We start from the raw sequence: 12589 nt of genomic DNA, 5'->3' as shown, positions 1-12589 counted from the left end.
CGCGCTCCTCGACCGACGAGATCGGCCGGTTATTCGACCGTGATGCCCATCGAACGGGCGGTGCCCGCGATGATCTTCGACGCGGCGTCGAGGTCGTTCGCGTTCAGGTCGGCCATCTTCTGCTCGGCGATCGCGCGCACCTGGTCGTTGCTGATCTTGCCGACCTTGGTGGTGTGCGGGACGCCCGAGCCCTTGGCGACGCCGGCGGCCTTCTTGATGAGCTCCGCGGCGGGCGGGGTCTTCAGGACGAAGGTGAACGAGCGGTCCTCGTAGACGGTGATCTCGACGGGGATCACATTGCCGCGCTGCGACTCGGTCGCGGCGTTGTAGGCCTTGCAGAACTCCATGATGTTCACGCCGTGCTGACCCAGGGCGGGGCCGATCGGCGGGGCGGGGTTCGCGGCGCCGGCCTTGATCTGAAGCTTGATCAGACCGGTGACCTTCTTCTTCGGTGCCATGATTTCTCTCTTTCTGTTCGAACGCCCGCATCGGGGCACTCTCCCGCGGTCCCGGTCGATCCGGGATGCGGTGGGGATGTGCGCGAAGGCACAACCGCTCAAGCATAGCGGATGCGCCTGCGCGCCGACTGGATCGTTAGAGCTTGGTGACCTGGTCGAAGCTCAGCTCGACCGGCGTCTCGCGCTCGAAGAGCGAGACGAGCACCGTGAGCTTGCCGCTCTCGGGCTTGATCTCGTTGATCGTGCCGGGCAGGCCCGCGAAGGAGCCGTCCTTGATCGTGATGGTCTCGCCGATCTCGAAATCGACCTCGGCGATGACCGGGCGGGCAGCCTGCGCGCCGCCGGCCTGAGCCTTGCCGCCCTTGGCCGCCGGAACCTCCTTGGGCTCGACGAGGCTCTTCAGCATGTTGAAGGCCTCTTCGAAGCGAAGCGGCGTGGGGTTGTGGGCGTTGCCGACGAAGCCGGTGACGCCCGGGGTGTGACGGATGACCGACCAGGAGTCCTCGTTCAGCTCCATGCGCACGAGCACATAGCTCGGGATGCGCACGCGCGTGACCATCTTGCGCTGGCCGTTCTTGATCTCGACCACGTCTTCCATGGGCACTTCGACCTGGTAGATGTAGTCGGCCATGCCCATCGACTCGCGACGCTGTTCGATGTTCGCCTTCACACGACGCTCGAAGCCCGCATACGAGTGCACGACGTACCACTTGCCGGGCTGGAAGCGCAGTTCGGCACGGAAGTCGGCGTAGGGGTCGACCTCTTCCGCCTCGTCCTCCGCGGCGTCGGCCGCGGCCTCCGCCTCCTCGGCGGAGTCGATGTCGAGCGCGTCGTCGACGACCGCATCGGCCTCGGCGTCCTTCGCCTCGGCGAGGGAATCGAGCGCGGCCTGCAGGTCGGTCTCGTCATCGCCGTCGACGTGCATGGCGCGCTCCTCGGCGGGCTCGACCGAATCCTCGGCCTGCTCGAGGACGTTGCCCTCCTGGGCCTCGTCGTCGTCGGCCGACTGCTCTGCGGCGGTCGCCCAGTCGGCGTCCTCGTACTCGCTCTTTGCCACTTCTCTATCCTTCTCGCTGGTCTGTGCCCCCCGGCCGTGCGCCCCGACCGCCGGCCGGCTCCCGCCGGAAGGTCCGATCAGGCGCCCGGTTGACCGAAGGTCCAGAGCACGGCCCATCCGAACAGCTGGTCGAGGCCCCAGACGATCGCCATCATGATGACCACGAAGACGAGCACCACGCCGGTGAAGCTGAAGAGCTCTTTGCGGGTCGGGGTGACGACCTTCTTGAGCTCGTTGACGACCTGACGGATGAACAGCGCGATCCTCGAGAACGGGTTCCGGCGCGCAGCGCGCTGGCGCTTCGCGTCGGCGACGACATCCTCACTGGGTTCGTCGATGATTTTCCGAGCCACCTCGTCACCTTTCGGATGGGTCGGCATTCGCTGCCGACTCGCAGGGCGGACAGGACTCGAACCTGCAACCTGCGGTTTTGGAGACCGCTGCTCTACCAATTGAGCCACCGCCCTTCAGGGGAATCAACCCCTGAAGCTGCACGACGCCCGATCCGTTCCGCACCCGTGAAAACGGGCGCAGTCGAGCTTGGTCGTCGTTCGCAACCTCAGCAAGTCTAGGTGACGCCGGGCCCTCGGCCAAACCGCCCGGCGCGGGAATCCTCGGCAGGGGCCGGAGCCGCTCGCGCACGGCGCCGCGGCGCAATAGATTCGTGGATAGCAGCCGCTCGGAAGGGGGACGCATGCAGCCCGAACGCGCCGCACGCCGCTTCGCCGAACCGAATCGCGGCCTCGAACCGAGCGGCGAGCACGCCGAATTCCGCGCCGACCTCGAACGCATCCGCTTCTCGCCGTACTTCTCCCGGCTCTCGGCCGTCACCCAGGTCATCGCCCAGCCGGGAGCCGGGCCCCTCATCCACAACCGGCTCACCCACTCGGTGAAGGTCACCGCCGTCGCCCGCACGATCGCCGTGGAACTCGCCGCCCCGGACTCGCCGGCCCGCGAACTCGCCCTGGCCTCGGGCTGCGACGCCGTCGTCGTCCAGGCCGCCGCAAGCGCCCACGATCTCGGGCATCCCCCGTTCGGCCACCTCGGCGAACGCGTCCTCGACCGGCTCGCCCGCGATACCCTCGGCCTCGCCGACGGGTTCGAAGGCAACGCGCAGAGCTATCGCATCCTCGCCACCCTCGACGTCTCGGCGACCGCGCCGCGCGGCCTGAACCTCACCGCCGCGGTGCGGGCGGCCGTCGCCAAGTATCCGTGGACGCGCTTCGTCGACGCCGCCGCCTACGGCGACGGCCCGCTGCCGCGCGGCCTCCGGCGCACCCCGGGCGTCGGCGGGGCGCCCGGCACCGTCGAGGCCCCCAAGTTCTCGGCGTACGACCTCGACGCCGCCGACCTGTTCGGCGCGCGCGCCGGTCTGCCGCCCATGCAGCAGTCCCTCGAATGCTCGATCATGGACCTCGCCGACGACATCGCCTACTCCATCCACGACGTCGACGACTTCTACCGGGCGGGCCTCCTCGGCCAGGGCGCGGTCGCCCGCGAGTTCCGCGGCTGGACCGAGGCCTCGAGCGAACTGGCCGCCCTCGACGCCGAAGCCCTCGCCGAACGCGGCGCCCCGCCCGGCGCCGCCCTCGACGCCCTCCGCCGGAAGCTGCACCGCAGCGACCCCTGGATCGCGGACGACGATGCCTTCGCCGACGCCGTCTCCGTCGTCGCCGACGACCTCGTCGACGGCCTGCTCGCGACCCCGTTCGACGGATCCATCTCCGCCGAACGCGCCCTCTCCTCCTTCACCGGCCGCTGGATCGCGCACCTGCAGGCCTCCGTCGTCCCCGCGCCGGAGGGCGTCGTGCGATCCGGCCTCGTCACCCTCGACCGGCGGGCCTGGCACGAGGTCGAGGTGCTGAAGTTCGTGCACCGGCACTTCATCCTCGACCGCGCCGACATCGTCATGTACCAGCGCGGCCTCAGCCGGGTGCTGACCCGCGCCGTCAAGGGCCTCGCCGCCTGGATCACCGACGAAGAAGACCGCACGCGCGTGCCCGAACGCCTCCGCGAACTCGTCGAGATCGCCGCAGACGGCTACGCGCGACTGCACGACGAACGCCCCGACGGCATCCCGCTGCCCGACCGCGCCGACGTGCCGAGCCTCGCCGTCGCCCGCGGCGTCGTCGACTACGTCGCCTCGCTCTCCGACGACCAGGCCCTCGCCGTCTCCGAAGCCATCGACGGCCGCCCCGACCGGCTGTGGGACATCGGGCAGAACCTCTGAGCGTCGCTACTCGACAGGCGGATGCGGATGCACGTCGGTCGAGCAGGCGCGTAGCGCCGTATCGAGACCCGGTGCCCGGGGGTCTCGATACGCTCCTGCGTCGCTCCTCGACCGGCGGATGCGGATGCACGTCGGTCGAGCAGGCGCGCAGCGCCGTATCGAGACCCGGTGCCCGGGGGTCTCGATACGCTCCTGCGTCGCTCCTCGACCGGCGGATGCGGATGCACGTCGGTCGAGCAGGCGCGCAGCGCCGTATCGAGACCCGGTGCCCGGGGGTCTCGATACGCTCCTGTCCGCGAGTGGGTGCCGAGACGCTGCGCCCCGGACGGGCGGCCCCGGGCATCCACCCGGGGCATGGGGCCGTCGGTAGACTCGGTGACGTGACCCTGCACCCGCGCCTGTCCGCCCGCATCTCACGTATCGCCGAGTCCGCGACGCTCAAGGTCGACGCCAAGGCGAAGGCCCTGAAGGCCGAGGGCCGCCCGATCGTGTCGTACGCCGCCGGGGAGCCCGACTTCCCGACGCCCGAGCACATCGTCGAGGCCGCCCTCGCCGCCGTGCACGACCCGAAGAACCACAAGTACACGCCCGCCGCCGGCCTGCCGGAGCTGCGCGAGGCGATCGCCGCGAAGACGCTCCGCGACTCGGGGCTCGAGGTCTCGCCGTCGCAGGTCATCGTCACCAACGGCGGCAAGCAGGCCGTGTACGAGGCGTTCCAGACGATCCTCGACGACGGCGACGAGGTCATCGTCCCGACCCCGTTCTGGACGACCTACCCCGAGGCGATCAAGCTCGCCGGCGGCACCCAGGTCGACGTGTTCGCCGGCTCCGAGCAGGGCTACCTCGTCACCGTCGAGCAGCTCGAAGCCGCCCGCACCGAGCGCACGCGCGCCCTGCTGTTCGTCTCGCCGTCGAACCCGACCGGCGCCGTCTACCCCGCCGACCGCGTCCGCGAGATCGGCGAATGGGCGCTCGAGCACGGCATCTGGGTCATCGCCGACGAGATCTACCAGAACCTCACCTACGCCGACGACCCCGACGGCATGCCGCCGCGCGCGGTCTCGATCGTCGAAGCCGTTCCCGAGCTCGCCGGGCAGGCCCTGCTCGTCAACGGCGTCGCGAAGACGTACGCGATGACCGGCTGGCGGCTCGGATGGATGGTCGGGCCCGCCGACGCGATCAAGGGCGCCGCCGACCTGCAGTCGCACCTCACCTCGAACGTGTCGAACATCTCCCAGCGGGCCGCGATCGCCGCCCTCACCGGGCCGCAGGAGCCCGTCGAGGAGATGCGTCGCGCCTTCGACCGCCGGCGCCGCACCATCGTCGCCGAGCTCTCGAAGATCGAAGGGCTCTCGGTGCCGGTTCCGCAGGGCGCGTTCTACGTGTACCCCGACGTGTCGGGCCTGCTCGGGCGCGACTGGGGCGGTATGACGCCGCGCACCTCGCTCGAGCTCGCCGACCTCATGCTCGAGCGCGCCGACGTCGCGGCGGTGCCGGGCGAGGCGTTCGGGCCGAGCGGGTTCCTCCGCTTCAGCTACGCCCTCGGCGACGAACCGCTGCTGGAGGGCGTGCAGCGGCTGCAGCGGCTGTTCGGGTAGGCGTTCAGCGCAGGACGGCGCGGGCTTCGGCGACGACCGCCTCGGCGACGGCGTCGAGCAGCGGCGAGCCGAGGTTCCACTGCTGCCAGTGCAGCGGCACGTCGATCGGATCCCCGGCCAGGCGCACGAGCGCACCTGCGTCGAGCTCGGCCTCGCACTGCATGCGCGGCAGCATCCCCCACCCGAGCCCGAGCTTGACGGCCTCGGCGAAATCGTTCGACGCCGGCACGTAGTGCCTGGGCGGCGCCTCGGGGTCGATGCCCCGGGCGGCGAGATACTGGGCCTGCAGTTCGTCGCGGCGGTCGAAGTCGATGAGCGGGGCGGATGCCTCGGGGGCGTTGGATGCGTCGCGCCGGGTGGATGCCGCGGGCGCCGCGGATGCCGCCGGCGCCGCCGGCGGGGGCGGTGCCGGGCGGGCGGGGTGCGCTCGGGCATCCACTCGGGGCAGGCGCCAGCGTTCGGCGAAGGCGGGCGTCGCCACCGGCAGGTACCGCATGACGCCGAGCGGGCGGGTGACGCAGCCGGCGACCGGGCGCTCCTGCGAGGTGACGGCGGCCATGACCGTGCCGGATTCGAGCAGGCCGGCGGTGAAGTCCTGGTCGTCGCGGTGCAGGTCGAAGACGACCGCGCGGCCGGCGGCGACGCGGGCGAGCGCGGGCAGCAGCCAGGTGCCCATCGAGTCGGCGTTCACGGCGAGCGGCAGGGACACCGGCTGATCCGGCTCCGGGTCGAGGCCGAGGGCGGCGAGGGCGTCGTGCTCGAGCAGAGCCGCCTGCCGTGCGAGCCGGACGATCGCGGCGCCGGCCTCGGTCGGGCGCACGGGTTTCTGCCGGACGACGAGCACCCGGCCGAGCTGCCGCTCGAGCGATTTGATGCGCTGCGAGACGGCGGACGGCGTGATGCGGAGCCGTGCGGCGGCCGCGTCGAAGGTGCCCTCGTCGACGGCGGCGACGAGCGTGCGGGCGGCATCCATCGGAATCTGCATCTGAAGCCATGCTAACGCCACTGAAGAATCCTGAGCTGGACTGTCGGCGGACCGCTGCGTACCGTCGAAGGCGTGCTCAGTCCCGCGCTGGCCGGCCTCGGCCTCGGCCTCTCCCTCATCATCGCCATCGGCGCCCAGAACCTCTTCGTGCTCCGTCAGGGCGTGCGGCGCGAGCACGTCTTCGCGATCGCCGCGATCTGCGCCCTCAGCGACCTCGTGCTCATCGCCGCAGGCGTCGCCGGCGTCGGCGCAGTGATCGCCGCGGTGCCGTGGCTCGTCGAGGCGATCCGCTGGGCGGGCGCGGCGTTCCTCGTCGTGTACGGACTGCTCGCCGCGCGACGCGCCTGGAAGCCGAGCGGGAACGTGCTGGATGCCGCGGCCGCCGCCCCGGAGGCCGCGCCCGGGTCTGCGCCCGCCGCCCCGGAGGCCGCTTCCCGGTCCGTCCCCGCCGCCCCGGAGGCCGCTTCCCGGTCCGTCCCCGCCGCCCCGGAGGCCGCTTCCGTTTCCTGCGCAATGCAGGAACGCGTCGGCGTGTCGCCGGCCGCCATCGGCGAGTCGGGGGCGACACGCCCATCCGTTCCTGCATTGCGCAGTGGTGGGGGCCCGAGGCGAGGGTGGATGCGGGGGCGGGGGTGGATGCGGGGGCGGGGGTGGATGCCGGGGGCACGGCGAGCGCCGGGGGCACGGCGAGCGCGGGGTCGGCGCGCCGGGGCATCCGCACCCGGGGGCTGCTGGCGGCGATCGGCACGTGCCTGGCGCTCACGTGGCTGAACCCGCACGTGTACCTCGACACGGTGTTCATGCTCGGGTCGATCGCGAACTCGCACGGCGAGGGGCGCTGGGCGTTCGCGGCCGGCGCGGGGGCGGCGAGCATCCTCTGGTTCTTCGCGCTCGCCTACGGGGCTCGGCTGCTCGGGCGCGTGCTCGCCAGCCCGCGCGCCTGGCGAGTGCTGGACACGGTCATCGCCGTCGTCATGATCGCGCTCGGCATCTCGCTCGTGCTCCACTGACGCGGGCGGGCGGGCGGGCAGCGTCGGCGCGGGCGGCGCGTTCGCGCCACCGAATCGGAGATCGCCACGGAATCGGATGGATGGAGCTGATTCCATCCGGAACGGTGGCGATCTCCGGAACCGTGGCGGCCGGTGAGGGTGCAGCGACTGAGGGGACGACCGAGCCGGGGCGGCGGGGCCGCCTGGCGCCGCCCCACCGAATCGGAGATCGCCACGGAATCGGATGGATAGGGCTGATTTCATCCGGAACGGTGGCGATCTCCGGAACCGTGGCGGCCGGAAGGACGGCGACGGTCGAGAGCAGGGTGAGGGCGGCACGGGTGAGGGCGGCGGGGAGAGCGGCGGCGGGGAGAGCGGCGGCAGGGAGAGCGGCGGCAGGGAGAGCGGCGGCGGCGGGGAGAGCGGCGGCTGGCGAGAGCGGCGGCAGGCGATCGAGGCGGCAGGGGTGAGGGCGGCAGGGGTGAGAGCGGCAGGGAGAGCGGCGGCTGGTGCGAGCGGCGGGTGGAGTGCGCGACTACAGCAGGCGGCGCTTGCTCGCCCAGACGGTGAGCTCGTGCCGGTTCGAGAGCTGGAGTTTGCGGAGCACCGCCGACACGTGGGTCTCGACCGTCTTCGTGGAGATGAAGAGCTCGGCGGCGACCTCCTTGTAGGCGTAGCCGCGGGCGATGAGACGCATCACCTCCTGCTCGCGCGCCGACAGGCGATCGAGTTCGTCGGAGGCCTCGGCGGTCTCGCCGAGGGCGGCGCCGAAGGCGTCGAGGACGAAGCCGGCCAGGCGCGGCGAGAAGACCGCATCCCCGCCGGCGACCGCGTGGATCGCCCGCGACACATCCTGCCCCGAGGAGCCCTTCGTGATGTACCCGCGGGCGCCGGCGCGGATGACGCCGACGACGTCGTCGGCCTTGTCGGAGACGCTGAGGGCGAGGAACCGCGTGCCGGGCACGGATGCCGCCGCACGCCGCATGACCTCGGCGCCGCCGGTCGAGCCGGCCGGCACGCCCTCGCCGGGCAGGTGCACGTCGAGGAGCACGACGCCCGGCGCCTCGCCGCAGACGACGGTGACGGCAGACTCGACGTCATGGGCCTCGCCGACGACCTCGATCGTGTCGTCGAGTTCGGCGCGCAGCCCCGAACGGAACACGGGATGGTCGTCGACGACGACGACGCGGACGCGCTCAGGCAATGCCGACCTCCTCGTTCGGGCGCGACGCGGCGCGGGCCCCCGCAGGGCGGGCAGGCGGGGTGTGGATGCCGGATGCACCGCCCCCGGCATCCACCCGGCCCGCCTCGCGGACCCCGAACGCGAGATGCACCTCGGTGCCGACGCCGCCGGCGCCCGGCGCGACCGTCGCCGAACCCCCGGCCCGGCGCATCCGCCCCACGATGGACTCGCGGACGCCCAGGCGGTCCCCCGGCACCCCGGCCGGGTCGAAGCCCGGGCCGCGATCGCGGACGAACACGTCGACCCGATCGGGGCCGCCCTCGAGGTAGACGGAGACCTCGCCGCCGGCATGGCGGGCGGCGTTCAGCATCGCCTCGCGGGTCGCCGCGGCGAGCTCGCCGTGCGCGCCCTCGGCCGAGGCGCCGACCTCGACGACGTCGAAGGTGACGGGGTAGTCGATCTCGAGGGCTGCGGCGAAGTCGCGCACGTCCGTGCCGAGGTCGGCCTCGCGGGGCACGTCGCCGGCGTGCAGCCAGTCGCGCAGCTCCCGCTCCTGCGCGCGGGCGATGCGGGCGACCTCGCTGGAGGCCCCGGCGCGGCGCTGGATGAGCGCGAGGGTCTGCAGCACGGAATCGTGCAGGTGGGCGGCGATCTCGCTGCGCTGCTCCTCGCGGACGCGCCGGGTGCGTTCCTCGCCGAGTTCGCGGACGCGGGCCGCGAGCGGCGGGGCGAAGACCAAGCAGACCTCGACCACGAGCACCATCGCGACGATGACGCCCTCCGTCGACAGCAGCACCTGCGTCCACAGCAGCAGCACGAGCATCACGCTCGGCACGGCGAACGCGGCCAGCCGCACGAGGCGCTCCACAGCGGGCCCGCGGGCCGGGTCGACGCGGTCGACGAACGTCGTCCAGCTCGCGGCGGCGACGGCGAACGCCCCGGCGGCGGGGGCGAGCAGCATCCACCCGCTGCCGAGCACCATCGATGCGACCGTCAGCACCGCGAATACGGCGGCGAGGCCGAGCAGCACCCAGGCGACGGGGGCGCGGCGCGTCGGCGCGGCCGCCGGGGCCGGCTGCGCCACGGCATCCGCCCACGGCATCGTCGCCCACAGCCACAGGTAGAGCAGCACGCCCGCCCCGGCGAACGGAACGAGGAGGACGAAGGCGAAGCGCACCGCGTCGGCGGGGACGCCGAGGTGGGTGCCGAGGCCCTCGGCGACGCCGGTCGCCAGGCACGCGCGCGGCCGGGCGAGCGGGGGCCTGGTCGGCGGCGGCGTGCGCGGGGGCATGCCGGTATCCAAGCAGACGCGGGCGGCGGCGGCACATCCCCGGGGCGCGGATCAGGGACGCGTCAGGGCGAACCCCCATAGCGGGCCGCGCGGCCGAGCCGGAAGGATCGAGGGCATGACGAACGATCCCCCCACGTCGCCGCTGCGCGGTCTGGCGAGAGTGCCCGCGTCCATCTCGGGTGAGGACGGCGGCGCCGGCCGGCCGGGCGGCGACACGGGCGATGCGCCCGCGAACGGGAGCGCACGGCTGCGGTTCTTCGACTGGGTGCGCACGCTCGACGTCGAGCGCCGCGACGGCTGGCTCGGCGGCGTCTGCGCCGGGGTCGCGGCCCGCATCGGCATCGACCCGCTCATCGTCCGCGGCATCGTGGTCGTGGCGGCGATCTTCGCATCGCCGGTGGTCTTCGTCTACCTCCTGGGGTGGATGCTGCTGCCCGATCGGCGCGGCCGCATCCACCTCGAGGAGCTGTTCGCCGCCCGCTTCGACGCGACGAACATCGCCCTGCTCGTGCTCGCCATCGCGAGCCTCGCCCTGTCGACGCAGAACCTGATCGGCTCGGCGAGCATGTGGCTCGACAGCTTCTGGTGGCCGCTTGCGGCCGTGGCGGTATCGCTGCCGGTCGTCGGCATCCTGCTCGTGGCCGGCCTCGTCGTCCTCGTGGTGTGGATCGCGCGGCGCGCCGAGCGCGGGCCGGCGTCGCGTTCGGGGTGGATGCCGCGGGCGCCGCTGCGGGGGCGGGGGCCGCTCGGGGGCGGGCGCTGCCGCCGGGCCGGGCGCTGCTGCTGCCGGGGCGGGGCCCGCTCGGGAGGCGGATGCCGCGGGCACCGCGGCATCGGGCTCCGCGGATGCGGCGAGCGCGGCATCCACCGCGGCGTTCTTCCACCCGCCCCACCCCGACTCGCCGGCCGCGCGCATCGCCGACCCGGCCGAGACGGCCGCGCCCGCCTCCCCGTCGGGCCGCCGCCGGCGCCGCCCGTGCGCCCCGTGAACGCGAGCGACGACGAACTCGAAGCCTGGCGCCGCCAGCACGAGGCGTGGAAGGCGGAGCGGGCCGCCTGGAAGGCCGATGTCGCCGAGGCCGACCGGCGCGCGAAGGAGCACTGGGCCGAGGAGTACCGGGCCGGCGCCGCCGACTTCGCCCGCCAGTCCGCCGAGGCCAAACGCGCCCGCCGCGCCGCCCGCCCGCGGGCCGGGTTCGCGTTCGTCGCGACGCTCGTGGGAGCGGCGCTGCTCGTCGGTGCGTTCCTCGCCATCGGGGCACGCGGCACCGCCGAGATCGCTAGCTACGCCGTGAGCGTCGGCCTCGTCGGCGCCGGGCTCGTCGTCTCGCTCGGCATGATCGTCGCCGGCGTCATGCGGCGACGCAGCGGATTCCTCGCGTTCCTGGCCGCGGCATCCCTCGTCGTCGGCATCGGGGCCGCCGCTATCCCGCGGAACACGGAGGTGCTGTGGCCGAGCGCCTATGTGTCGCTGCCGGGCATCGAGCCCTCGTACACGCAACCCTTCGGTGCGCTGTGGATCAGCGACAACGGCTGGACCCTCGACCCCGGCCGGCCGTTCGCGACCACGATCGACAAGAACTTCGGCGACGTCGGCATCGACCTGCAAGCGGCGACCCCCCTCGAGGTCGTCGTCGAGCTCGGCGGATCGGGCGTGGTCAGGATGCAGCACATCACGCCGAGCGGGGAGGCCACCGACCGGACCCTCGCCGGCACAGAGGAGGACGGCGTGACCCGCTACCGCATCCGCACCGCCGGCGACTCCGAACCCGTCGGAACCCTCACCGTCCGCATCCGCCAGCAGGGCGATGTCACCTTCACGATCTGGGAGCAGGAATGAGCGACACGACCCCGACGATCCCGCTGCCGGACGGGGCTCCGGCGCTCGACGGCACCCCGGCATCCGCTGCAGCCCCGGTCGACGGTTCCCCGGCATCGGCCGCCGCATCGCCGGCCGCCCCGGCCGGGCCGCGCATCCGCTGGGCCGCGATCCTCTGGGGCACCGTGTTCGCCGTCATCGCCGCGGTGAGCCTGGCCGTGCTGCTCGACGCCCCGCGCCGCATCGCCTTCGCGGAGTGGATCGGCGCCCTCTCCCCCGGCCTCGCGACCCTCTACGGCGTGCTCATCCTCGGCGGCATCGTGCTGCTCGTCGGTCTCCTCGGCCTCATCCGCGGCGCCGAGCGCCGGTTCGCCGCCCGCCGCGCCGCCGAGGATTCCGCAGTGGATGCCGGGGCGCACTGAGCGGCCGCGGTCAGCGACCGAGGATCCCATCGACGAACGACGTGCACTCGGCGATCAACTCACCGAACTGCTCCGGTGTGGAGTCCGTGAGCCGTTGCTTCCTGCGCCAGGCCGCCCATCTGGCCTGGGCAAGATCGGGCATCTGCACCAGCAACGGCCCCAAGGGTTCGAGGGAGATGCCGCGGTGGGCAGCCACATCCGTCAACGCGTGACGCAGTTCAACGGTGTCGATGCTTCGGCTCCGCGAGACCGCGACGATGTCCACGAAGTCCCGCCACTGCGTGTTCTGCTCTCCGCGGTCGATCGCGGTGACGATCTTCTCGCTCGATCTCGATAGTCTTCCGAACACGCGCTTCCACATCGGCGATGTCGTTCGAGAGGCCCCTCGCTGCGAGGTCGATATCGCGAGTCGGCCGCCGGGACGCGAACGCCGCCATCAGCACGCCGCCCTTCAACACGAAGTCGGGAGCGAACGGCGACGACGTCAAACGCGCGAGGAAGCCTTCGAGCGCATACACGGTGAAGTACTCCATCGGTTCGCGCCCGCGCTGCTTGGC

The 12589-nt window shown here is 72.8% G+C and carries 12 protein-coding genes, 1 tRNA gene and 2 pseudogenes; 6 read left to right on the top strand and 9 right to left on the bottom strand.

All coding sequences use genetic code 11. The features are described 5' to 3' along the window. Positions 1 to 29: 29 nt before the first annotated feature. The 4 genes from rplK to G127AT_RS10170 form a co-directional block, all read right to left on the bottom strand. A complete protein-coding gene (gene rplK, locus G127AT_RS10185) occupies positions 30 to 458 on the bottom strand; it encodes a 50S ribosomal protein L11 (protein WP_210896555.1) in 429 nt (142 codons plus the stop codon). 136 nt (positions 459 to 594) lie between these two features. Further along, a complete protein-coding gene (gene nusG / locus G127AT_RS10180) occupies positions 595 to 1515 on the bottom strand; it encodes a transcription termination/antitermination protein NusG (RefSeq protein ID WP_210896553.1) in 921 nt (306 codons plus the stop codon). Positions 1516 to 1592: 77 nt separating this feature from the next. Beyond that, the gene (secE, locus tag G127AT_RS10175; protein WP_210896551.1) at positions 1593 to 1868 is read right to left on the bottom strand and encodes a preprotein translocase subunit SecE; all 276 of its coding nucleotides are present in this window, start codon (positions 1866 to 1868) and stop codon (positions 1593 to 1595) included. A 41-nt stretch (positions 1869 to 1909) separates the two neighbouring features. Next, a tRNA-Trp gene (locus tag G127AT_RS10170) sits at positions 1910 to 1982 on the bottom strand. 227 nt (positions 1983 to 2209) lie between these two features. On the opposite strand from G127AT_RS10170, the gene G127AT_RS10165 reads away from it, so the two are divergent. Beyond that, positions 2210 to 3745: a deoxyguanosinetriphosphate triphosphohydrolase family protein gene (locus G127AT_RS10165; protein ID WP_210896549.1), complete on the top strand. Its 1536-nt coding sequence runs from the start codon at positions 2210 to 2212 to the stop codon at positions 3743 to 3745. 380 nt (positions 3746 to 4125) lie between these two features. Continuing rightward, the gene (locus G127AT_RS10160) at positions 4126 to 5343 is read left to right on the top strand and encodes a pyridoxal phosphate-dependent aminotransferase (protein WP_244857522.1); all 1218 of its coding nucleotides are present in this window, start codon (positions 4126 to 4128) and stop codon (positions 5341 to 5343) included. A 4-nt stretch (positions 5344 to 5347) separates the two neighbouring features. On the opposite strand, the gene G127AT_RS10155 is transcribed toward G127AT_RS10160, so the two are convergent. After that, positions 5348 to 6328, bottom strand: a complete 981-nt coding sequence (locus G127AT_RS10155) for a LysR family transcriptional regulator ArgP (protein ID WP_210896545.1) — start codon at positions 6326 to 6328, stop codon at positions 5348 to 5350. A 72-nt stretch (positions 6329 to 6400) separates the two neighbouring features. On the opposite strand from G127AT_RS10155, the gene G127AT_RS10150 reads away from it, so the two are divergent. Together G127AT_RS10150 and G127AT_RS10145 are read left to right on the top strand one after the other, a co-directional pair. Continuing rightward, complete coding sequence (locus tag G127AT_RS10150; RefSeq protein ID WP_210896543.1) at positions 6401 to 7099, top strand: LysE/ArgO family amino acid transporter; 699 nt, start codon at positions 6401 to 6403, stop codon at positions 7097 to 7099. Then, a pseudogene (locus G127AT_RS10145) lies at positions 7057 to 7338 on the top strand (LysE/ArgO family amino acid transporter); the annotation flags it as partial. The gene G127AT_RS10150 and the pseudogene G127AT_RS10145, both read left to right, overlap by 43 nt. Positions 7339 to 7852: 514 nt before the next feature. On the opposite strand, the gene G127AT_RS10140 reads toward G127AT_RS10145, so the two are convergent. Both G127AT_RS10140 and G127AT_RS10135 read right to left on the bottom strand, forming a co-directional pair. Next, the gene (locus G127AT_RS10140) at positions 7853 to 8521 is read right to left on the bottom strand and encodes a LuxR C-terminal-related transcriptional regulator (RefSeq protein WP_244857521.1); all 669 of its coding nucleotides are present in this window, start codon (positions 8519 to 8521) and stop codon (positions 7853 to 7855) included. Continuing rightward, on the bottom strand, positions 8514 to 9791 hold the full coding sequence (locus G127AT_RS10135) for an ATP-binding protein (RefSeq protein WP_210896539.1): 1278 nt from the start codon (positions 9789 to 9791) through the stop codon (positions 8514 to 8516). The genes G127AT_RS10140 and G127AT_RS10135 overlap by 8 nt, the downstream gene beginning before the upstream one ends. Before the next feature lie 115 nt (positions 9792 to 9906). Between G127AT_RS10135 and G127AT_RS10130 the strand changes: the two genes are divergently transcribed. Together G127AT_RS10130 and G127AT_RS10125 are read left to right on the top strand one after the other, a co-directional pair. Next, positions 9907 to 11631, top strand: a complete 1725-nt coding sequence (locus tag G127AT_RS10130) for a PspC domain-containing protein (protein WP_210896537.1) — start codon at positions 9907 to 9909, stop codon at positions 11629 to 11631. Further along, positions 11628 to 12032, top strand: a complete 405-nt coding sequence (locus G127AT_RS10125) for a hypothetical protein (RefSeq protein ID WP_210896535.1) — start codon at positions 11628 to 11630, stop codon at positions 12030 to 12032. The genes G127AT_RS10130 and G127AT_RS10125 overlap by 4 nt, the downstream gene beginning before the upstream one ends. A 10-nt stretch (positions 12033 to 12042) precedes the next feature. On the opposite strand, the gene G127AT_RS16140 is transcribed toward G127AT_RS10125, so the two are convergent. Next, positions 12043 to 12393: a nucleotidyl transferase AbiEii/AbiGii toxin family protein gene (locus G127AT_RS16140; protein ID WP_244857520.1), complete on the bottom strand. Its 351-nt coding sequence runs from the start codon at positions 12391 to 12393 to the stop codon at positions 12043 to 12045. Positions 12394 to 12414: 21 nt separating this feature from the next. Continuing rightward, positions 12415 to 12565 (bottom strand): annotated as a pseudogene (locus G127AT_RS16390) (nucleotidyl transferase AbiEii/AbiGii toxin family protein); the annotation flags it as partial. Between the last annotated feature and the right edge of the window lie 24 nt (positions 12566 to 12589).

The sequence above is a fragment of the Agromyces archimandritae genome, assembly GCF_018024495.1.
GTDB lineage: Bacteria > Actinomycetota > Actinomycetes > Actinomycetales > Microbacteriaceae > Agromyces > Agromyces archimandritae.
This window is presented reverse-complemented; position numbering and strand designations above follow the sequence as displayed.